Below are 19,703 nucleotides of genomic sequence, written 5' to 3'. Positions count from 1 at the left end.
ACTCAGGACCCCATCGGCACGGGCGAAAGCCTGCCGATGGGACGAATCTGAAGGGCGCCGTCCAGTTCCCCATAGGTGAGCACGGCCACTTCCGGAAACGCTCCCTCGCAAAGCCTTCGCAGTGACCGCCGGACGTCTGGCGCGGTGAGCAGCACCGCTCTTCCTCCCGTCGCCACCTGTCGGACGCCTTCCAGGATTTCCGCCACCCGGTCCGGGTCTGGCGCGGGTCCCCGAGGTCCGGTGGACCGCAGGATTTCCTCCACCTCCGGGTCCACGAGGTACGCATACAGCGGCCCGGTGGGCGCGAACTTATGACTGAGGTAGCGGCGCAGGGCCTGACGACAGCGCTCGGCGAGCGCGGAGGCGTCTCCTTCCGTGGTGGGTGAGACGAGCGCCTCCAGGATGGCTCGCAGGTCTCGAATGCTGACGCCTTCCTGGAGGAGCTTTCGCAGCACGTCCGCCAGCAGCGGCAGAGGGACTTTCTGCAGCGCTTCCTTCACCAGCATGGGAGCACGAGTCTCCAGGCCATCCAGCAGCGCCTGGACATCCTGAAGGCCCAGCAGGTCCGCGGCCCGGCTCCGCAAAACGCCTCTCAGATGGTCCGCCAGCAGTTCCTCGGGCCGCAGGACCTGGACCTGGGCGAGTTCCACGGGTCCCCGCCCCGCTTCAGGGACGCGGCTGATGGTCCTGCCCGTCGACGGTTCCACCGCGGCCTCCGCCTTCACCTGGAGGAACCCGAGTTCGTCGGGAGGCGCCATCGCATAGAGCACGCCCACACTCAGCTGCCCGCCTCCCGCCGGCACCTCGTCCACCAGGATGCGGTACTCACCGGTGCTCAGGTAGGCCGCCTGGGTCCGCACCCGGATGCCAGGGACGCGCACGCCCAGTTCGAAGAAGAGCTCGTCGCGCACGGCGTTCAAGGTCTGGTGCACGAAGGTCCCAGCCGACGCCTCCGCCAGCACCGTCAGGTCCGGCGCGAGGTCCAGCGTGAGCGGAGACACTCCCACGGGCACCACGGCACTCTCCGGAGCAGCCCCCGCCTTCTCCTCGGCTCCTTCCTTGGAACCCGTCGCATCCCCGCCGCGCGTCGCCGCGCCCTCTCGGGGCAGGCCTCGCTGCAGGACGCGCCCGAGTCCCACCAGTCCCGCCGCCAGCAGCAAGAAGGTCAGGTGCGGCATGCCCGGCATCAACGCGAGCGCCACACACAATCCCGCCACGACCCAGAGCGTCCGGGCCTCACCGAAGAACTGCGAGCCAATCTCCGAGCCCAGCGAGTCCTCCTCTCGCTCCGACGCCACCCGTGTGACAACGAGCCCCGCCGCCACGGTGATGCACAGGGACGGCACCTGGGACACGAGGCCATCTCCGATGGCGATGAGCGCGAAGGTCGACGCGGCCTCCGAGAACGTCATCCCTCCCTGCAGGACGCCGATGAGCGAGCCGCCCAGCAGGTTCACCGCGACGATGACGAGACCCGCGATGACGTCTCCCTTCACGAACTTCATCGCGCCATCCATGGCGCCGAACATCTGAGACTCCCGCTCCAGGTCCCTCCGCCGCTTCCGTGCCTGGGCCTGGTCAATGGCCCCCGCTCGCAGGTCCGCGTCGATGGACATCTGCTTGCCCGGCATCGCGTCCAGGGTGAAGCGCGCGGACACCTCCGCGACACGCTCCGCGCCCTTCGCCACCACCAGGAACTGGACCAGCGAGAGGATGGCGAACACCACGCCGCCGACCACGTAGTCTCCTTGGACGACGAACTCACCAAACGCCTGGATGACCTCGCCCGCGTGCCCCTCCGCGAGCGCCAGCCGCGTGGACGAGACATTGAGCGCCAGTCGGAACAGCGTGGTGAACAACAACAGTGAGGGGAATGACGTCACCTGCAGCGCGTCCCTGGCCCTCAACGACGCCACCAGCAAGGCCACCGCCGCCGCCAGGTTCACCGCCAACCCCACGTCCAGCAGCCACGCCGGCAGGGGAATGATGAGCGCCCCCAGCACCGCCGCCATCGCCACCGCCAGCACGAGGTCCGACGAGCTTCGCGCCTTCACCAACCACTTCGCGAACACCTTCATGAGGTCTGTCTCCGGGGGACACCGTCCGCGTCCCGCGACTCCATCGCCGTGCGCAAGACGACTGCCGCGGCCTGGTACAGCTCTTCGGGAATGGGCTCCCCGATGTCGTAGTGGATGAGGCTTCTCGCCAACGGAATGTCTCGGACCACCGGCACTCCAAGCCGCTGGGCCTCCTCCCGAAGCATCAAGGCGTCCTCCTCCCGGGCTTTCGCGACGAGGTAGGGCGCTTCACACTCCCGCGCGTCGTAGCGAAGCGCGACCGCCAGATGCGTTGGATTGACCACCACCGCAGTGGCTTTTTGCACCCCTCGTGCCGGCCCCCCTTGAGCCAGCTGCCGGTGCAAGGCCCGACGTTGTCCCTTGTGCCGTGGGTCCCCCTCACTCTCCTTGTGCTCGCGCTTCAGCTCCTCGCGACTCATCATCAGCTCGCGCAGGTGGCTCCGCCTGGCGAGCACGTAGTCTCCAACCCCGAGCACGAGCAGCACCCAGGCCACACGGCGAATCAGCTCCGTGAGTTGCTCCAGCATGAGTGGCAGCCCCTCACTCCCGGCCAGCCAGGCGGTGCGCAGCGCGTCCGGCCCCACCGACTCCACCTCGCCCCAGACAAGAATCGCCACCACCCACACCACCAGCAACGCCTTGCCCAGCTCCTTCAACGGTCTCACGCTGAAGAGGCGCTTCAGTCCGGAGGAGAGGCTGACGCGCTCCAGCTTCGGCGCCACGTGGCTCGGGTTCACCTCGAATCCCACGGTGGCCACGGAGACCGCCAGTGACGCCGCGAACGCGCCTCCCAGCACCGGCGCACTCAGGCGCACGAAAATCCAGAGCCCTTCCTCCCAGGCGCCCTCCGGCTGCTGCACCAGGAACAGCCGCGACGTCCACTCCTGGAGACGCTCGAACATCCCCGGGGCGCCCGAGATGAACCCGAGCACGCCCCCCAACATCACCGCGCTGGAGGACAACAGCCGGCTGCGGGGAATCTGCCCCTTGCGGCGCGCCTCACGCAGGCGTCTGGCCGACGGCAACTCCGTCTTCTCTCCACTCATTGGGCCAGCTTCCCCAGCAAGGAGAGCGTGCCCTCCGTGGAGAGGACCCCCGCCAGCAGTCGCTCACACAGCATCCCGATGCCCAACCACAGCACCACGCCACCCCCCAGGATTCGCAACGGAGCCCCCAATTCCTGCAGGTTCACCTGCGGCGCCGCGCGCGATGCCAATGCCAGAAAGCAATCCACCGTCAGCATCGCGGCCGCCATCGGCGCGCCCACCGCCAGTCCCGTGGCCAGCGCGCCGCCCGCGAGCACGACGAGATGCAACGTCGCCGCTTCCGTGGGCACGAAGGCCCCCAGCTTCACCACGCCAAAGCCCCGCACCAACGCGCCGAAGACCAGCGGAGCCACCGCCCCCGACGTCACCAGTCCCACCAGCAGATGATAGAGCCCTTCGCCCGTGGCCGACTCCCGACTCCCCGCCAGCGGAAGGCTGGCCTCCGCGGACGTTCCGCGAAGCAGGTCGATGAATCGCCCCCCCATTCGCGCCGCATCGAACGGCAGCGCCGCGACCAGCCCCACCGACACCCCGTAGGCCAGCTCTCGCAACACCCATCCCCCCAACTCCAGCGACGAAGTCACGGGCTCCGCCAGTCCAACGCCACCTTCCGCCCGCAGGAAGAGCGAGAGCGACAACACCAATCCCAGCCGCACCGTGGTGGGCGTGGCCTGCCCTCCCAACAGCGGACACAGGAAGGCCACGGGCAGGAGCCGTGCGGCACACAGCGCCACGGCGACCGCGTCCGGCCCCAGCGCCTCCAGTTGGGCGCGCAGCAGCTCCAGGCTCACGCCGACACCTCGGAGATGAGCATCAGGAGCTGCTGTGTGAATCGCGTCAACTGCCCGGCGATCCACGGCCCGGAGAGCACCAACGCCACCACCGCCGCGCACAGCTTCGGCACCACCGATAGCGTGCTCTCCTGAAGCTGCGTCGTCGCCTGAAAGAGACTCGACAGGAAGCCCACCAACAGGCTGGCCCCAATGGGTGGCAAGGACGCGAGGACCATCAACAGCAAAGCCTCACGCCCCAGGGTCAACAACACATCCTGGGTCATCGAGTCACCGGTAACCGAGGATGAGGCCGCGCGCGAGCAGCGACCAGCCATCCACGGCCACGAAGAGAAGAATCTTGAAAGGCAGGCTCACCTGGCCAGGCGACAACGTCTGCATCCCCAGCGCGAGCAACACATTGGCGATGACCATGTCGAGCACCAGGAACGGGAGGAAGACGAGGAAGCCAATCTGAAAGGCCTCCTTCAACTCCGTGATGACAAAGGCGGGAATGATGACGAAGAGGTCCGTCTCGCGCACCGCATCCACTTCCTCCGGGGGACGCAGTTCTCGCGCCAGGTCCACGAAACGAGCGCGTTCCTCGGGGCTGCCATGCTTCACGAGAAACCCGCGCAGCGGCTCCGCCACCTGTGCCGCCGCATCGAGAATCCGCACGCCCGAGCCGGCCTCCAGCTCCTGATAGGCGCGTTGCCCCGCGTCGTACGTCCGCTCCATCACCGAGGCCATGATGTGGCCCGTCAGCACCGCGGCCAGTCCCGTCAGCACCAGCGTGGGCGGCGCCTGCTGGGTTCCCATGGCCGAGCGCGCCAGCGACAACACCACCGCTATTTTCGAGAAGCTCGTCAACATCAACACCGCGAACGGCAGCAGTGACATCACCGCCAGCATGCCCATCATCGACAGCGGGCTTCCCGCATAGGACTGCTGGCTGAGCGCCCCCTCCGACGCCACGGCCATGACTGGCGCCAGCATTCCCAGGCCGCCCGTCATGAGTTCATCCCCTTCCGGAGACCACGCCCCGGACGCGGTCGCCGCGCCTGGGCGAAGGTCCGTGGCACCTCCTCCCGCTCGGGCAGCGGATGGACCTCCGCGAACGCATCACCGAAGGCCACGAGAAAGCCCCGCCCCTCGACCTCCACCAGCGCAAGGCCACAACGAGGCGACAGGCCTGCCCGGGAGATGACCTGCATCCGCTCGGCACTCACCACGCGGGGCCCCTTGGCCCCCCGTCGAAACCACCACCACCCCAGGCCACAGAGTGTCCCCAGAATCAGGAGCCACCGAGCCGTGGACACCACGGACACTCCGCCCAGAGGCCCCAGCAAGGCCAACCCGAGGACGAGCAGCGTCGCGACTTGAAGGCGCGTGCGAGGAGAGAGCGACGCGCGCCGGACATTCATGTGCTCACTCACGGCAAAAGGGCCAGGACACGAGCGCCCACCTCGCCCTCGAGGTCCACCAACTCCGCGCGCGCCACCACCCGGTCTCCCACGCGCAACAACACCGGCTCACTGGCATTGATGTGCAACGGGAGCAGGACGCCCGGCTTCAACGCCGCCAGCTCCGAGAGCGGAACCAGCACCCGCGTCAACTCCACCTCCACGTCCACGGGAAGCGGCGGAATACCCTCGCCTCGTTCGTTCACCACCACCATGTTCGACTCCTGGAAATGCACGCGGACGCGCGCACGGGACAGCGAGAAACCCTCGGGCTGAAACACCCCCGCGAGCGAGAAGCCCCGGGCCACCAGCCGTCCGGGGCCGAAGAGGCGCGTGTCCTCCCGACGCACGCCTTCAAAGACAACGACATCCCCCACCGCGAGCGCGTCCATCGCCTGGGGCGACAGGGGCGTCTGTCCGATGAGGCACCTCATCTTCAGAGCCGCGGCGAGCACTTCCGGCGCGACGCTCGTGCCGCGCTCCACTGGGAACTCCTGGAACACCGACTGCAACACCGGTGAGGGCAGCAACAGCCGCCCTCCCGCACGCACCGGCCCCACCGAAACATCCAGCTCCACGCCCACCAGGGGCTGCCGCCCCCGCAGCCGCGCCACGACGTCTTCACGTCGCATCGTCACGGCGGACAGCCGAGGCGCCAGGGCGGGATACAACGGCGACCTGGAGCGCACAGCGGAGAGCGCCACTAGCACCAGATACGCCAGCGTCGCCTCTTCCAGCCTCGCCAGCTCTGTCACCACTCCCGGCTTGCCACCCGGGCCGGCGATTCGCTCCAGCGCGGCAACGGCCAGCGCGGGCTCCAACTCCAGCACCGCAACTCCCCCCACCGCCGACAGCTCCAGCAGGACGAAGACCGCAGGCCGCTGCAGCCCATTCACGGGTGAGACCATGGCATCCAGCAACCGGGCTTCGGCCGTCACCGAGCAACTCAGCTCCCGGCCCAGCGCCGCGCAGATTTCGTCCAGGGCCTCACGCCCCAGGCTCGCCACGCGGGGCCGCCGCGAAAGCACGACGTGCGCCCGACTCATCCGGCGCGCCCCCAACCGTCGCAGCCGACGCGGCTCGGGAGAATGGGAGGGCTCTGTCTCTGAATTCATCGAAGGTTCGCCAAGGGCAAGGGGTGACACCCCGCTCGTGCACGACGCCCGCCAGGAGGGGCGCTCGTGGTGACGCGGGTTTGGAGTGAATGGGCATCCGCGCCTGGGATGCCGCGTACACGGGCCAGGACGGCGCCACGCGAGGACTTCAGCGCGTGGCTTCCCGGATGAGTCTTTCGGCGAGCGCCGACAGCAACGGTGGCGCCAGTGGGTCCACGGGCTCCACCTTGCGACCCGGAAACAAGGTCCGGTGATAGGCAGGGAGACGACGGAACACCTCTTTGCGAAGCAGCTCCGGAACCTCGTCCATCAAGGCCTTCAGCCTCGCCGCCGCGTCGCTCCTCTCGCCGAACTCCTTCGCGACCTTCGCCTGTCGCTGCGCGGACGGGAGCGCGGCGATGCGCCGCAAATGCGCCTTGGCTCGCTTCAAGGCCTCCGTTCCCAAACCTTCCAGGAGCTCTCCCGCTCGCTCCCGGCCCAGGACCCATGCCACCAGCGCATAGCGCTCCAACGGGAGCGCTGGAGGCTGACGACGAATCGTCGTCGCCTGCTCCGCCAGCGGATTCGGAACCGGAGCGGGCATCGGCTCCTGGGTCGGAACGGGCACACCCTTCCTCGCCGGGCGCGATGCCCGACCCACACGTGTCGCATCCATGATGAGTCTCTCCGTCGCTTGCTCAGGCGACCTTGCGAGCCGCTCCAGCCGAGAGCACGGGACGAGCGGGGACCGGCGGCGCGGCAGGCACCACGTTCCGCTCCCGGTAGTGGCGCATCCGCAGCGTCGCCCACACCAAGGCTCCCGACAGCCCCGTCACCAACACCCCCAGCACGGCGAGCAGTACCCGCAGCCTGGACAGGGAAGACAGGCCACCCGCCGAAGCCACCTCCACGCGCGCGGGCACCTCGTCCACCAGCAGCGACACCGCGTCGGAGGAGAGCCCCTCCACACCTCCCGCCAGGAGCGCCTTCAAGACGTCCGAGGACTGACGCACCCTCGCCGCACTGCCCGGCGTCACTCGCAGCATCGCCGAGGCCTTGGATGGCACCGCTGTCTGCCCGGGTCGTGGCGCGGGAGGCACCACCAGGTGGACTCGCGCCAGCAGCACTCCCTCCACGGATTGGAGCGTCTTCTCCAAGCCCCGCTCCAACACGCGCACCCGGCAGACGCCCTCCTCCACCGGCGTGCGCACCAGTCCGCTGCCACCAAAGACATCACAGCCCACTTCCGCCGCGGGCCTCGGCAGCCCCAGCTCCGCGAGGACACGCACCGCGTCCGACGACTGGTCTCCCGTGACTTCGATGGCCCAGGACGGCTTCTTGCCCGCCTCCGGCACCTTGCGAGCATCCAGCCCTCGCTCGATGAGCACGGACTGCAGCTCGTTGGCCTGCCTCTCATCCAGGCCATGTTGGATGCGCTCTCGACACGCGGTGGCGAACAAGAGCCACAGGAAGAGCAGACAGCGGAGGGAACTCGAAGACATGCGCGCTCCTCAAACCTGCGTTTGCAGCACCTGCTTGACGCCGCCGGTCGCCTTCTCGACAACCTTGCCGGCGAGGTCGAGCTCCTGGCTCGCCCGGTAGACCTGGGCCTGCAACGAGAGCAGCTCCCCCGGCGTGAAGTCGCGACCCGACTCCGCCAGCGCCAGGATGTGGTCCAAGCGCTTCTGCGCCTGCCCCACCCGCTCCAATGCCTGCGCGGCCTGCTGCTCTCGCGCCGTCTGGACGGAGTCCACCCGCGTCCCCGTCCTCGCCTCCGAACATCCCGCCGGGGCTTGCGTCCCCCCGCCTTCGGCCCGAGCCACGCCCCTCGTGGCCTCGACGGGCGGACGCGCCACGCCTTCCGTCGTCACCGAGGTCTTCGCCTCGCGCGCGGGGGCTCGGACACCCTCCAGCACCTTGTCGAATCGCTCCCGGCCTGGCTCCACGGACGCCAGGCCCGCACCGCTCACCGCTCCCACCTTGTCCACGCTCATGGCTCGCCGCGCCCCTCTCAGCGGATGTTGTTGATGGCGGCCTTCGCCGAGTCGTGGCGGACCTTCATGATGTTCGAGACCGCGTTGTGCTCGCGGCTCTCCCGCTGCATCTCGTTCTGGAGCTGCAGATAGGCCGCGTTGAACTTCTGGCCGTCCGCGCTGAGCGCCTTCTGCGCCTCCAGCAGGTCCCACGCATCCCCGTTGCCCGTCGGTGTCCCCAGCGAGGCTCCCGCCGCTGACGTGGACGCGGCCGACGTGGTCGTCGCGCCCATCGGCACCACCGAGGAGACCGCCATCTTCGTACTGGAGACGGCCGCGCTCAGGATGGGACCCGACGGAATCATCCCGCCCACGAGCCCCGCCCCCTTGCTCACCACCTGGTGGGCCGCGTGCGCCAGCACCGTGCCGAAGTCATTGCGCGGCGTCTGCCGAGGCATGGTGGGGGTGATGCTGAGCGACTGAAGCCTGCGGTGGTTCGGGTCCAAGAGCTGCCTCCGGCGGCGGGTTGCGCGGGGGGCTCTTCAGGCGACGTGCCAGCTGAAAACCCAAGCAATCCCGCGCTCCTGGCCGCGTCGCGCGCGCCAGGGAAACTCCAGGGGCCGGGAGGAGCGTCCGTCTCACGGGACGGCGGCGCGAGGACGGAAACTTGCCTCGCACGCAAGGTGCCTCAGAGTTGTCGCACCCTGTCGCAGTGAGGAGCTGAGCCGATGAACACTTCCAATGGTGGACCCCATATCGCCGAGCGCTTCCACCCGCGCGTCGAGGCGTCCCTCCCCGTGAAAGTGCTCCTGCCAGGACGCGCCGTCATGGCCCGCGCCCGCGATGTCTCCATGGCGGGGCTGTTCCTGCTCGCGCACCCCGGAGATGCCCAGCGCCAGCTGACGCTCAGCCTGCCGCTGCCCGGGGACAAGGAAATCGTCACCACCTGCACCATCCGCCGCCGGGAAGCGGACGGCGTGGCCCTGGAGTTCGGTGAGCTCGACTGGGACGACCTCATCGCCCTGGCGCGCTTCCTCCATCCGCGCCTGCCCTGAGCGGGGAGGCCCGTCCCCGTCGCTTCAGGCCGGTTCCGAGCGAGGCGAGGCCACTCGCAGGCGCTCCACCAGCGCCATCAGCTCCGCGCCTCGGAAGGGCTTGTGGATGTAGCCGTCCGCGCCCGCCAGCGTGGCGCTCTCCATGTCCGACTTCTTCGCCTTCGCGGTGAGCATGTAGAGCGGCACCATCGCGGTGACGGGGTCGCTCTTCAGGATGCGACACGCGGAGATTCCGTCCAGCTGCGGCAACACCACATCCATCAGGATGAGGTGGAAGGTCCGGCTGCGCGCCAGCTTCAGTCCCTCCAGCCCGTTGGCCGCGCACACCACCTCCACGGTGCCGTCGCTCAACATCGAGCGCACCAGCTCCCGGATGACCGGTTCATCCTCGACGAGCAGGATGTGGAAGGGTGCCTGGGACATGCCAACCATGTTTCTCCGGCGCGACTCTGGACCTCAGAGGGACGATGATTCGCGGGCGCGCCACCCCCACTGCCGGTGCCACCTGCCGCGCGCGGTATAGCCCCGCCGACACCACGCGCACCAGGGTTGCTCCATCATTTGTGTGGAGCACCACGCATCAGCCATACGTAAGCCAACGGGACAGGGGATGCCTGACTTCCATGCCCGCCCGCTCATCAGCCAGTCTGACAGGGGGATGAAGCCGCCTTGTCCCTCCAGACGCGCCCCCCGGGCCCCCATTTTCACCCCTCCCCGCGAGGCGTCAGGTGATGGGGGTCCCGGAGCGCTATGATGGGCCCGAAATGGCCGCAAAACTAGAATGTCCAGAGTGCAGGGGCACGGTGGAAGGGGACGACTTCCAGTGTGAGTTCTGCGGGTTGCTCCTGGACCCGGAGCAGGCCAGCGGGGAGTACATCGTCACGGAGCCCACCATCGTCCGGGCCCTGCTCTCCCCACCCCAGCGCAGCAGGACCATGGAAGTGCCCAGGCCGCCGCCCCAGCGGCCCGCGCCGCAGGACCTGGCCACCGCGCGATTCACCGTGCCCATGGACGCGGACACCGTGCCGCACCTTCGTGCCGGACTGAACATCGCGTTGCAGCCCCTCCACCCGTTCGAGGCCCACATCGCGTCCTTCGTCGACGGAGTCCACGCGGTGCCCCAGCTCGCCCTCGCGGCGCGGCTGCCTGAAATCGAGGTGAAGGTCGTCCTCAAGGCCCTGCTGGAACGAGGCGTGCTGGAGCTGCGCCGCGCGCCTGGCAGCCCTCCACGACGAAGCCGGACCGACGAGCTTCCCGTGCTCGACGGCAGCGAGTTCCTCACCCCGGAAGCGCCCGCGTTCGACGACGAAGAGCCCTCCACGATTCAGGACGACGAGGTCCCCACGCTCACCGGGGAGCGTCCCGCCGTGCTCATGGCCCTGGGCGCCGAGGAGGACCTCTCTCCCATGGCGCTCGGCGACGAGGAGCCCTTCGCACCTCCCGCTCCACGTCCCACGAGGTCCACCACGTCTGGCGGGTCGCATCCGAGCGCGCCCTCGCAGCCGACTCGCGCGATTCGCCCCGGCGTCGCCCAGGCCCCGCGCGCCAGTGGCTTCACCGAACACGTCACCTTCCCGGGAGCCCCTGCTCCGCCCGCGAAGGAGCACCCCTCCGCCGCACGCCCCGGTCCGCCCCCCTTGCCCGCCACGGCGCGCACCGGGCCTCCTCCGGCGACACGCAGTGCCCCCAGCGGGCTGGGGGGGTCGACCCGAGTCCTCGCCCCGGCCACCGCCGCGCCACCAGTGGCCAGCCGTCCCGCACCGGCCCCTCACGTCACGGCGAGCTCGGTGCCCACCCTGCCCGCATCGCCGTTCCCCCCGTCGGCGGCGAGCCCACCGCCCGCCCTGGCTCCCGCGCCCCCGGAGCGCGCACCGCGCCCCATGCGCCCCACCATGCCCCTGGACGCGCCCGCTCCGGTGTCCACCACCCAGACGCCGGAAGACTTCCTCCAGCGCGCGGTGCGGCTGGAGCGCGGAGGCCATGTGGACCGCGCCATCGAGGTCCTCACGAAGGGCATCGACCGCGCCCCCGAAGCCGCCGCGCTCCACAGCAAGCTGGCCCTCATCCTCGTCCACCAGCGCAAGGACTACGTCCGGGCGGCCCGACTGCTGGAGCGCGCCGTGGAGCTGGAGCCGGGCAACACCGTCTTCCAGCAGAATCTCCTGAAGGTCGCAGCGCTGTCCGCGGCCTCCGCTGGACAGGGCAAGGAGCGCAAGCCCGGACTCTTCGCCCGCCTCACCGGCAAGCGAAGCTGAGCGGCCCGTCACTCAAGGACTGCCGCTGTCCAACAGGCGCTCCGCCTCCTCCAACGAGAAGGCGAGGTGCGCGTCGTAGCCCAGCTCACGACTGGTGCGCTCGAAGACGAGCGCCGTGTCGACGGAGCGGCCCACCACCCGCACCACGCGACGGAAACCCCGGACCTTCGCGGCCTCCATGATGCGCCGCAGTTGCACCGTGGCCTCGGCGTCCAACGACGTCACGCCCTTCATGTCCGACAGCAGGTCGAACCGCGGGCGCAACCGCTCGATGGCCCGCACCGCCGCGTCGCCGACGCGCTGGGCCTCTTCCCTGGCGATATCACCCCAGATGCGCACCACCAGTCGGTTCTTCCCGACAAGGGCCTCGACTTCGAACACGGGGCTGAGACCTCCAAGGAAAACCCGCCATCCCTTACAGAGAGTCTACCCCCGGCGTCACGCGCGCTTCCAGGTTTCGTCCCGGCGTGCCGGAACGCTCAGATTTCCGCCACGCCCTCGCGCTCGGCCCAGCCTTCCAGTCCGTTGGGCAGACGGATGCGCACGAAGCGGCCCGTCTCCTCCAGGAGCCGCACCTTGAGGCCCGCATGCACCTCGAAGATGGAGCGGGCGCCAGGCTGCGGCAGCTCCCGAGCCACCAGCGTGGGCGACAGCACCACGGCCTCGTGCACCGTCTCGTCCACCCATGCATGCGCGGCCAGCAGCGCGCCCGTGGGAACCGCCACGGTGAACAGCAGCGCGGCGACGATGCCCAGGCCCGTGCGGCGTCCCGGCTTCAGCCACCGCCACACCAGCAGGAGCAGCAGCGCGGCCACCCACGTGCCCAGGAAGGTCCACGCCACCACGGTGCCATCCGTGGCCGCCGTCACGCGCGGAAGGAACTCCTCCTCCGCCGTGGCTCCCACCACCTTGTCCACCTGCCGCGCGCGCGCCACGGCCAGGTTGGCCTCCAGGTCCGGCGCGCGGCCGCCCTGCTTCTTCGCCTGCTCCAGCGAGAGCACCGCGCGGCCCAGGTCCCCCCGCGCCAGATGCGTCGTGCCCAGGTTGTAGAGGACGTCCGCGCCGCCATGGCCATGCGAGAGGAGCTTCTCGTAGCCATCCTGCGCCGCCGCGTAGTCCTCGCGCGCGTAGGCCTCGTTGGCCTTCAGGAAGACGTCCTGCGCCTCTTCAGGCGAGTAGTACCCGCTCACGCCCAGCCCTCCATGGCCGCGACCGCGGCATCCATCACCTTCTGTCGCGCGGCGGCATCACCTCCACCGCCATAGCGGCCCAGGTCACAGGCCTCCAGCACGTACAGCACCCGGGCACGTCGCTCCTGCGCCACGCCCGCCACGGTCATGCGCTCACCGATGGCCTCGCGAGTGAGGCCAATCACCGGGCCGCCCAGCCGCGCGCCCAGGAAGCCATGCAGCGCCTTCTCCACCTCGGTGTAGAAGGCCCCCGCATCGGCGCCGGCCTGGAGCTTCTCCGCTTCCACCAGTCGCTTGCGCGCGGCCTTCGCCTGCTGACGCCCCTTGTCCGCCTCGGTGCGCGTCGCCATGCGGCCTCGCACGCCGCCCAGGAGCGCCGCGCCCGCGAGCAGTCCCAGCGGGGCCAGCACCAGCGGCACGAAGAAGCTCCGCTTCCACGGTGGCTCGGACGGCGCGACGAAGCGCGCCTGGTAGCGCACCGGCCGCAAGCCACCGGACGTCAGCACGTTCTTCTGCTCGTTGGCCGAGTCCGCCACGTGCGCGGACGACGTGGGCGGCAGCGCCGTGCTGCCCGCCGCGGGCTCCACCGTGAGGGTGATGGGGTCCGTGCGCGAGACCTCGTATGAGCGCGCGCGAGCATCGAAGAAGGGAAACTCCAGCGCGGGCAACGTGAACGTGCCCGTGCGCTGCGGCATCACCAGGTACTCCACCACGCGCCGGCCCTGGACCCGGTTGCGCTGCGGCGCCACCTTGTCCGTCGTCGTGGGGTCATAGATTTTCAGCGCGGAGGGTCCGGTGAGCTTCGGCGGGTTGACGTTCTTCACGTTGCCCGAGCCCTCCAGGATGACCTTCACCGTGATGGGCTGTCCCAGCTCCACGCGCGTCTGCGACACGTCCATGGAGAGCCGCCAGGAGCCCACGTTCGCATTGGACATGCCCTGCGGCGCACCGGGCGGCAGGGGCGCCACCTTCACCTTGAGCCCGTTGGACACGCGGTGCACGCGGTGGCCCGCGAAGAGGAAGCCCGTGGTGATGTCCGCCTCCGCCGCGGAGATGGACAGCGTGCCGGCCTTCACCGGGAAGAGCGCGCGGCGGCGCAGCAGATAGGCCCGGTACGGCACACCGTCGACGACCTTCTGCTCACCGGACAGCTGCGTGGGGCTCTCCACCTCCTCCGTCCAGAAGCCCTCCAGCTTGGGCATGGTGACGGCATCCACGCTGGACAGGTCCACGCGCGAGTAGATGTAGAGCGACAGCGTCACCTGCTCGCCCACGAAGATTTCGTCCCGGTCCAGGCTCGAGCGCAGGAACAGGTCCGAGTCTCCTCGGGGAATCGTGGGCTCGTCCTCCGGCTCATCAGCGAACGGGTCCGGCAGGCGTGAGGGCATGCTCGCGAACGGGTCCGGCAGTCGCTGTTGCCGCCCGGACTGCGCGGGTGGAGGCCCCAGCCGTCCCGGCTTCACGTCAATCTGCACGGAGTCCGTGCGGTGCGTCTTGCCCGCGGTCGTCATCTCCGACGGAGGAATCGTCAGCTTCCCCGCGCGATTGGCCCGCATCACCATCACGTACTTGGTGACGTCCTGGATGTTGGCGGGCCCGCCGCCGGACCAGGAGACGGAGCGCTGCGTGCTGCGTGAGCTGTTGACGACCTCGAAGTCGTCCGACCTCGGCAGCTTCACCTTGGCGTCGGCGGGCGCATCCACCGTCACCACCGTGAGCAGGAAGGTGTCCTCGCTGCCCACCTCCTCGCGGTTCACCGTCTGGTAGAACTCGAGGCCCGCCGCCCATGCCGGCGCCGAGGCCAGCAGGGCCAGCCCGACGAGCACCGCCACGGGGCCGCTGCTACCAGTCCTTCTCATTGGCCTTCCTCTGCTTCTTCTTCTGCTGGAAACGCCAGAGCTGGAGATTCTTCTCGTTCTGCTTCATCGCATCCAGCAGGCGCTCCGCCTCCTGCCGGTCCAGCTCCGATGGACTCACTCCACCATCCGAGCGCGAATCTTCCGCGTCACCCTCCGACTCGCTGCCCCCATCCGTCCCGCCGTCCTTCGGGTCGCCCTCGCCCTCATCCTGACCGCCGTCGGAGCCACCGTCGCTGCCGCCATCACCCTTCTGCGGAGGACCCTCCTGACCGCCGTCCCCACCATCCGCGCCGCCGTCACCACCCCCATCCGCGCCACCGTCGCCTCCGCCATCCGCGCCACCGTCACCACCCCCGTCGGCACCGCCATCCGCGCCACCGTCCTGGCCTCCGTCGGTTCCCCCGTCCACGGGAGTCCCACCGTCCGCCTTGGTGCCGCCGTCCTCGCCGCCGTCGGGCCGACCACCGTCCGTCCCGGAGTCACCGCCACCATCCGAGCCGCCATCCGCCGAGTTGTCCTGCGGCGGAGGAAGGTTTCGCAGCACCACCTCGTAGTTGTGCCGGGCCTGCACGTCCTGCGGGTCCAGGGTCAGCGCGCGTCGGTAGGACTTCAGCGCCTCCACCCGGTCCCCCGTCGTCGCGGCGAGGTTGCCCAGGTTGTACCAGGCCTTCTGTCGCAGGTCGGGACGGTTGGACTCCGTCACCCCGCGGAAGACCTCCTGTGCGTCCTTCACCCGGCCCAGCTTCGCCAGCGCGTCGCCCCGGTTGAAGTCCACCGCCGGGTCATTGGGACGCTCCTTCTTCGCGTCCTCGAACGCCTTCAGCGCGTCCTCGTAGCGGCCCGCCAGGTACGCCTCGCGTCCCTGTTGGACCCGTGGATGGTCCCTCTCCAGCGGCCCCGCGCCGAGCGCCGACAGCGGCAGCACGAGGCACGCCACACAGGCCAGCAGTCGCGCGCCGCGACGTCGTCGTGTCTCGAGGCTCGCGCTCATGGCGACGACCTCCTGCGCGTGGACGGCAGCAACATCATCCCCAGCACGAGCAGCACCAGCCCGGGAATCGCGAAGGACTGGAAGCGCTCGTCGTAGCGGACCGTCACCCGACTCTCGAGTTCGCTCTTCTGCATCTGGTCGATGCGCTCCACCACCTGGCTCATCGCCACGCCGCGCGGTTGGAAGAAGAAGGCCCCACCGGTGGCCTCCGCGATGGCCGTCAGCCCCGCGCGGTCCAGGCGCGTAATCACCGTGTCTCCGGCCGAGTCCTTCTTGTAGTCCACGAACTCGCCGCGCCGGTCATAGACGGGAATGGGCTCGCCAGCCTCGGAGCCCACGCCCACCGCCAGCACCTGGACGCCCGCTTCCTTCAGCGCGTCGGTGGCCTCGCCCACGTCGCCGACCAGGTCCTCGCCATCCGACAACAGCACGACCACGCGCTCCTTCGAGCCGCGGTCCGCGTTCTCGAGCACCTGATGGGCGAGCCGCAGCGCCGCGCCCACGTTGGTGCCCCCCTGGGGCATGACCTCCGGGTCCACCGCGCGCAGGAACAGCTTCACCGCCGAGTAGTCCGACGTCAGCGGCGACTGGATGAAGGCATCCCCCGCGAAGACGACCAGTCCCACGCGGTCGCCCTTCAGCTCGTCCAGGAGCGTCGTCAACTCCAGCTTGGCGCGCTCCAGCCGGCTGGGCTGCACGTCGCGCGCGAGCATGGACTTGGACGCATCCAGCGCCACCACCACGTCGATGCCACGCCGCTTCGTCAGCTCGCTCTTGGTGCCACACTGCGGCTGCGCCAACGCGAAGCCGAACAGCGCCAGCCCCAGGCCATACAGGCTGCCCTGCGTCGCCGGACGCCACACGGAGATGCCCGGCGTGAAGCGCTCGGCGTGCCGCTCATGCAGCACCGCGCGCACGCGGGAGCGGCGCCTCAGCGACAGCGTGAGCGCGAGCAATCCCAGCAGCACGCCCACCAGCACGAGCCCCAGGAACAACGGCTGGGCGATACCCGCCTGATAGCCGAGCACGGTGAAGCGCCAGGGTTCCACGGGCGTCACGGGAAGACCCTCAGGAAGGTCGCGCGCAGGAGCAACTCCAGCGCGACGAGACCAAAGGCGGCCAGCAGGAACGGATGGAACTCCTCACGGTACGTCGCGGAGGCGCCCCCCTCCATCAGCTTGGAGCGCTCCAGCGAGTCGAGCACCTTCTGGAGTCCGCGGCGCAGGCCCTCGGGGTCCGTTGCGCGGTAGTACTCGCCGCCCGTGCGGTCCGCGATGTCCTGCATCAGCTCCGGGTTGATGGGAATCTCCGTCTCGCGCCACACGGTGTTGCCGAACAGGTCCGTCCCCTGAGGGAAGGGCACCTTGCCGCCCTTGCCCACGAGGATGGTGTAGATGGGCACGTGGAGCGCCTCCGCCATGTGCGCGGAGTCGATGGGGGACAGCTTCCCCGCGTTGTTGTCGCCGTCGGTAATCAGCACCACGACGCGACTCTTCGCCTCCGAGTCCCGCAGGCGATTGAGCGACGTGGCGAGCGCGTCACCGATGGCGGTGCCGTCCTCCAGCACGCGGGTGCGCAGCTGCTTGATGACTTCCTTCAGCACACCGTAGTCCAGCGTCAGCGGCGCCTGCGTGTACGCCGCGCCCGCGAAGACAACCAGGCCGATGCGGTCATTCACCCGGTTGGCGATGAACTCGCTGAGCACTTCCTTGGCCACGTGCAGGCGGTTCTGCGGCCGGAAGTCGCCCGCCTCCATGGAGGTGGACAGGTCCAACGCCACCACGATGTCGATGCCCTCCACCGACAAGTCCCGCACGCGAGAGTCGCGCACCTGGGGCCGGGCGATGGCGAACACCGCCGCCGCGACGGCCACCGCGCGCAACAGCGGCAAGAGCGGCAACATGTACGTGCGCAGGCCCTTGCCACTTCGGGCGAACACGTTCGCCGCGGAGAAGCGCAGGGGCGCGCGAGCGCGACGCTCCCGCCAGGCCTGCACCAGCAGGAGCGGCACGAGTAGCAGTCCCCAGAGCGCCTCGGGGTTATTGAACGCGGGGAGCGGCGGCATTGGCGGGAGCCTGAGGCGGCGGGGGCGGAACGTAGGTCTTGTCGATGAGTTCGTAGCCGAACAGCAGCGCGTCTCGGCAGGTCTCGGGCGTCGCATCCGCCCGGGCGTACTTCACCATGTCCGACTCGGACACGAAGCGCATCAGCTTGTCCTCGGGAAGCCCGAGCGGAGACAGGCGGCGCAGCGCGGTCATCAGCTCCGAGCTGGTGCACTCCAGCGCCTCGAAGCCATAGCGCTCGCCCAGATACCCTCGGACGATTTCGGACAGGCGGAAATAGTAGTCCTTCACGTGGCCACGCCCCGGGAGGTTCTCCGCCTTGAGCGAGTCCAGCGCCTTGCGCGTGCGCACGTCCAAGGGCAAGGGCGGCGGCAGGTTCACGTGCTTGGGGCGGTTCTTCCACCAGCGCACGAGCGCCCAGGCCAGCAGGCCCGCGGCGAGCACGCCCAGCAGCGTCAGCACCAGCCGCCACGAGCGGATGGGCACTTCCTGCGGCGGCTGGATGTCGAACAGGTCCGCGCCCTTGCCCTCGGCGTCCGGGGGCAGCGTGGCGGCCACCTCCACCTCGCGACCTGGCAGCGAGTAGTGACGCGGCCCCTCCGGCGTCGCCACGTCGAACTCGAGCGGCGGCACCTGCACCGTGCCCAGCGCGAAGGCGGACAGGCGCACCGCGAACGTCGTGGTGGCCGAGTCGGGCCCGTCATGGCGCTGACGCGTCTGGTCCAGGAACTCGAAGTCGCCCGTCTCCTTGGGCACCGCCAGTTCGTAGCGGTGGTCCTTCGGATGCGTGAGCACCACGTGGTAGGTGAACGGGTCGCCGATGCGCACCTGCTGCGGCTCCACGCGCACCGACACGTCCAGGGGCTGCGTCACCTCGTGCGCGGGCACGCCCGGGGGATTCGGCTGGGACTTCGCCCCCGCCGGAAGCGTCCCCAGACACAGCAGCACCGCGAGCAGGACCATGCACCGGCTCATGCCGCCATCCTCCGGGCCCGCGCGCGGAAGAACTGCGCGAGCGCCTTGCCGTGGTCATCTCCGGCCCGCAGCTCCACGTGGTCCAACTCCAGCTTCTTGAAGAGCTTGCGGCGCTCGTCGCGCGCGCCCTGCATCGCCCGGGCATAGCGTCCGCGCACGCCCGGGTCGCTCGTGTCCACGACGAAGCGGTCTCCCGTCTCCGGGTCCTCCATCTCCACCAGCCCCAGGCGCGGGAAGGCCTCTTCCAGCGGGTCCTCCACCACCACCGGGACGAGGTCGTGCTTGCGCCCCACCAGTCGCAGCGGCTTCTCGAAATCGCGCGCCTGGAAGTCGGAGACGAGGAAGGTGACGGCCTTCCGCTTCGCCACCTGCGTCAGGTACGTCAGGCCCGTCGCCAGGTCCGTGCCCTTGCCCACCGGCTGGAAGGTGAGGATGTCGCTCACCAGGCGCAGTACATGGGTGCGGCCTTTGCGCGGCGGCACCACCTTCTCCACCCTGTCCGAGAAGAGGATGAGCCCCACCCGGTCATTATTGGCGATGGCGCTGAAGGCAATCTGCGCGGCGACCTCGGCGGCGATTTCCGACTTGGTGCGCTCGCGCGAGCCGAACTCCTTGGAGGCCGACACGTCCACGAGGAGCATCACCGTCAGCTCGCGCTCCTCGGTGAAGACCTTGACGTAGGCCTCGTTCATGCGCGCGGTGACGTTCCAGTCGATGATGCGAATCTCATCCCCGGGCTGGTACTGCCGCACCTCGGAGAAGGCCATGCCCCGGCCCTTGAAGACCGAGTGGTACTGGCCCGCGAGCATGTCGGAGACCACCTTGCGGGTGCGAATCTCCAGCTTGCGGATGCGGCGGATGAGGTCCTTGGGCAGCACGGGTCGCTCGTCG

At 69.4% G+C, this 19,703-nt stretch carries 22 protein-coding genes; 2 read left to right on the top strand and 20 right to left on the bottom strand.

Going from position 1 to position 19,703, the window contains the following annotated elements; genetic code table 11:
• Positions 1-2 precede the first annotated feature (2 nt).
• The 11 genes from HUA75_RS03050 to HUA75_RS03000 all read right to left on the bottom strand — a co-directional run bounded on the left by HUA75_RS03050 (position 3) and on the right by HUA75_RS03000 (position 8,882).
• Positions 3-2,078 (bottom strand): flagellar biosynthesis protein FlhA, encoded by a 2,076-nt coding sequence (locus HUA75_RS03050; RefSeq protein ID WP_174485486.1) that lies wholly within the window; start codon positions 2,076-2,078, stop codon positions 3-5.
• Positions 2,075-3,124, bottom strand: coding sequence for a flagellar biosynthesis protein FlhB (locus HUA75_RS03045; RefSeq protein WP_174475693.1), 1,050 nt, complete (start codon positions 3,122-3,124; stop codon positions 2,075-2,077). Before HUA75_RS03045 ends, HUA75_RS03050 begins: the two co-directional genes overlap by 4 nt.
• Complete coding sequence (locus tag HUA75_RS03040) at positions 3,121-3,915, bottom strand: flagellar biosynthetic protein FliR (protein ID WP_174485485.1); 795 nt, start codon at positions 3,913-3,915, stop codon at positions 3,121-3,123. The genes HUA75_RS03045 and HUA75_RS03040 overlap by 4 nt, the downstream gene beginning before the upstream one ends.
• On the bottom strand, positions 3,912-4,181 hold the full coding sequence (locus tag HUA75_RS03035) for a flagellar biosynthetic protein FliQ (protein WP_141648564.1): 270 nt from the start codon (positions 4,179-4,181) through the stop codon (positions 3,912-3,914). Before HUA75_RS03035 ends, HUA75_RS03040 begins: the two co-directional genes overlap by 4 nt.
• A 4-nt stretch (positions 4,182-4,185) precedes the next feature.
• Positions 4,186-4,908: a type III secretion system export apparatus subunit SctR gene (gene sctR, locus HUA75_RS03030; protein WP_174485484.1), complete on the bottom strand. Its 723-nt coding sequence runs from the start codon at positions 4,906-4,908 to the stop codon at positions 4,186-4,188.
• Positions 4,905-5,318 (bottom strand): flagellar biosynthetic protein FliO, encoded by a 414-nt coding sequence (locus tag HUA75_RS03025; RefSeq protein WP_174485483.1) that lies wholly within the window; start codon positions 5,316-5,318, stop codon positions 4,905-4,907. Before HUA75_RS03025 ends, sctR begins: the two co-directional genes overlap by 4 nt.
• Positions 5,319-5,326: 8 nt before the next feature.
• Positions 5,327-6,403: a type III secretion system cytoplasmic ring protein SctQ gene (gene sctQ / locus HUA75_RS03020; RefSeq protein WP_254627349.1), complete on the bottom strand. Its 1,077-nt coding sequence runs from the start codon at positions 6,401-6,403 to the stop codon at positions 5,327-5,329.
• 217 nt (positions 6,404-6,620) lie between these two features.
• A complete protein-coding gene (locus HUA75_RS03015; protein ID WP_306440945.1) occupies positions 6,621-7,055 on the bottom strand; it encodes a hypothetical protein in 435 nt (144 codons plus the stop codon).
• Between the two features lie 94 nt (positions 7,056-7,149).
• Positions 7,150-7,953 (bottom strand): flagellar M-ring protein FliF, encoded by an 804-nt coding sequence (locus HUA75_RS03010; protein WP_174485481.1) that lies wholly within the window; start codon positions 7,951-7,953, stop codon positions 7,150-7,152.
• 9 nt (positions 7,954-7,962) lie between these two features.
• Positions 7,963-8,445: an ATP-dependent helicase HrpB gene (locus tag HUA75_RS03005; RefSeq protein ID WP_174485480.1), complete on the bottom strand. Its 483-nt coding sequence runs from the start codon at positions 8,443-8,445 to the stop codon at positions 7,963-7,965.
• Positions 8,446-8,462: 17 nt separating this feature from the next.
• The gene (locus HUA75_RS03000; protein ID WP_174453648.1) at positions 8,463-8,882 is read right to left on the bottom strand and encodes a hypothetical protein; all 420 of its coding nucleotides are present in this window, start codon (positions 8,880-8,882) and stop codon (positions 8,463-8,465) included.
• A gap of 270 nt (positions 8,883-9,152) precedes the next feature.
• Here HUA75_RS03000 and HUA75_RS02995 point away from each other — a divergent pair, with 270 nt between their 5' ends.
• On the top strand, positions 9,153-9,479 hold the full coding sequence (locus HUA75_RS02995; RefSeq protein WP_141649449.1) for a PilZ domain-containing protein: 327 nt from the start codon (positions 9,153-9,155) through the stop codon (positions 9,477-9,479).
• Between the two features lie 24 nt (positions 9,480-9,503).
• Here HUA75_RS02995 and HUA75_RS02990 read toward each other — a convergent pair whose 3' ends face one another.
• Positions 9,504-9,911, bottom strand: coding sequence for a response regulator (locus HUA75_RS02990; protein WP_174485479.1), 408 nt, complete (start codon positions 9,909-9,911; stop codon positions 9,504-9,506).
• Between the two features lie 371 nt (positions 9,912-10,282).
• Here HUA75_RS02990 and HUA75_RS46420 point away from each other — a divergent pair, with 371 nt between their 5' ends.
• Positions 10,283-11,734, top strand: coding sequence for a lipopolysaccharide assembly protein LapB (locus tag HUA75_RS46420; RefSeq protein ID WP_254627348.1), 1,452 nt, complete (start codon positions 10,283-10,285; stop codon positions 11,732-11,734).
• Between the two features lie 12 nt (positions 11,735-11,746).
• Here HUA75_RS46420 and HUA75_RS02975 read toward each other — a convergent pair whose 3' ends face one another.
• The 8 genes from HUA75_RS02975 to HUA75_RS02940 all read right to left on the bottom strand — a co-directional run bounded on the left by HUA75_RS02975 (position 11,747) and on the right by HUA75_RS02940 (position 19,690).
• A complete protein-coding gene (locus tag HUA75_RS02975) occupies positions 11,747-12,115 on the bottom strand; it encodes a hypothetical protein (RefSeq protein ID WP_141648829.1) in 369 nt (122 codons plus the stop codon).
• Between the two features lie 98 nt (positions 12,116-12,213).
• The gene (locus tag HUA75_RS02970) at positions 12,214-12,924 is read right to left on the bottom strand and encodes an SH3 domain-containing protein (protein ID WP_141648830.1); all 711 of its coding nucleotides are present in this window, start codon (positions 12,922-12,924) and stop codon (positions 12,214-12,216) included.
• Positions 12,921-14,783: a BatD family protein gene (locus HUA75_RS02965; protein ID WP_174485478.1), complete on the bottom strand. Its 1,863-nt coding sequence runs from the start codon at positions 14,781-14,783 to the stop codon at positions 12,921-12,923. Before HUA75_RS02965 ends, HUA75_RS02970 begins: the two co-directional genes overlap by 4 nt.
• The gene (locus tag HUA75_RS02960; protein WP_174475696.1) at positions 14,767-15,774 is read right to left on the bottom strand and encodes a tetratricopeptide repeat protein; all 1,008 of its coding nucleotides are present in this window, start codon (positions 15,772-15,774) and stop codon (positions 14,767-14,769) included. Before HUA75_RS02960 ends, HUA75_RS02965 begins: the two co-directional genes overlap by 17 nt.
• A complete protein-coding gene (locus HUA75_RS02955; protein WP_141648832.1) occupies positions 15,771-16,832 on the bottom strand; it encodes a VWA domain-containing protein in 1,062 nt (353 codons plus the stop codon). Before HUA75_RS02955 ends, HUA75_RS02960 begins: the two co-directional genes overlap by 4 nt.
• Positions 16,829-17,839, bottom strand: a complete 1,011-nt coding sequence (locus tag HUA75_RS02950; RefSeq protein ID WP_141648833.1) for a VWA domain-containing protein — start codon at positions 17,837-17,839, stop codon at positions 16,829-16,831. The genes HUA75_RS02955 and HUA75_RS02950 overlap by 4 nt, the downstream gene beginning before the upstream one ends.
• Positions 17,814-18,812, bottom strand: coding sequence for a BatD family protein (locus tag HUA75_RS02945; protein WP_174485477.1), 999 nt, complete (start codon positions 18,810-18,812; stop codon positions 17,814-17,816). The genes HUA75_RS02950 and HUA75_RS02945 overlap by 26 nt, the downstream gene beginning before the upstream one ends.
• Complete coding sequence (locus tag HUA75_RS02940; protein WP_141648835.1) at positions 18,809-19,690, bottom strand: DUF58 domain-containing protein; 882 nt, start codon at positions 19,688-19,690, stop codon at positions 18,809-18,811. The genes HUA75_RS02945 and HUA75_RS02940 overlap by 4 nt, the downstream gene beginning before the upstream one ends.
• Positions 19,691-19,703 lie beyond the last annotated feature (13 nt).

It is taken from the genome of Myxococcus sp. CA040A, from assembly GCF_013336725.1.
Classification (GTDB): Bacteria; Myxococcota; Myxococcia; order Myxococcales; family Myxococcaceae; genus Myxococcus; species Myxococcus llanfairpwllgwyngyllgogerychwyrndrobwllllantysiliogogogochensis.
Note: the sequence above shows the minus strand (reverse complement) of the source record. Positions and strands in the feature narration are given on the sequence as shown.

Coding starts and splice junctions, on each gene's coding strand:
- HUA75_RS02995 (WP_141649449.1), top strand. CDS start 9,153: ATGAACACTTCCAATGGTGGACCCCATATCGCCGAGCGCTTCCACCCG.
- HUA75_RS02960 (WP_174475696.1), bottom strand. CDS start 15,774: ATGAGCGCGAGCCTCGAGACACGACGACGTCGCGGCGCGCGACTGCTG.
- HUA75_RS03000 (WP_174453648.1), bottom strand. CDS start 8,882: ATGCCTCGGCAGACGCCGCGCAATGACTTCGGCACGGTGCTGGCGCAC.
- HUA75_RS03015 (WP_306440945.1), bottom strand. CDS start 7,055: ATGCCCGCTCCGGTTCCGAATCCGCTGGCGGAGCAGGCGACGACGATT.
- sctQ (WP_254627349.1), bottom strand. CDS start 6,403: ATGAGTCGGGCGCACGTCGTGCTTTCGCGGCGGCCCCGCGTGGCGAGC.
- HUA75_RS03025 (WP_174485483.1), bottom strand. CDS start 5,318: ATGAATGTCCGGCGCGCGTCGCTCTCTCCTCGCACGCGCCTTCAAGTC.
- HUA75_RS02950 (WP_141648833.1), bottom strand. CDS start 17,839: ATGCCGCCGCTCCCCGCGTTCAATAACCCCGAGGCGCTCTGGGGACTG.
- HUA75_RS02965 (WP_174485478.1), bottom strand. CDS start 14,783: ATGAGAAGGACTGGTAGCAGCGGCCCCGTGGCGGTGCTCGTCGGGCTG.
- HUA75_RS02990 (WP_174485479.1), bottom strand. CDS start 9,911: ATGGTTGGCATGTCCCAGGCACCCTTCCACATCCTGCTCGTCGAGGAT.
- HUA75_RS02945 (WP_174485477.1), bottom strand. CDS start 18,812: ATGAGCCGGTGCATGGTCCTGCTCGCGGTGCTGCTGTGTCTGGGGACG.
- HUA75_RS03010 (WP_174485481.1), bottom strand. CDS start 7,953: ATGTCTTCGAGTTCCCTCCGCTGTCTGCTCTTCCTGTGGCTCTTGTTC.
- sctR (WP_174485484.1), bottom strand. CDS start 4,908: ATGACGGGCGGCCTGGGAATGCTGGCGCCAGTCATGGCCGTGGCGTCG.
- HUA75_RS03045 (WP_174475693.1), bottom strand. CDS start 3,124: ATGAGTGGAGAGAAGACGGAGTTGCCGTCGGCCAGACGCCTGCGTGAG.
- HUA75_RS03050 (WP_174485486.1), bottom strand. CDS start 2,078: ATGAAGGTGTTCGCGAAGTGGTTGGTGAAGGCGCGAAGCTCGTCGGAC.
- HUA75_RS03035 (WP_141648564.1), bottom strand. CDS start 4,181: ATGACCCAGGATGTGTTGTTGACCCTGGGGCGTGAGGCTTTGCTGTTG.
- HUA75_RS03005 (WP_174485480.1), bottom strand. CDS start 8,445: ATGAGCGTGGACAAGGTGGGAGCGGTGAGCGGTGCGGGCCTGGCGTCC.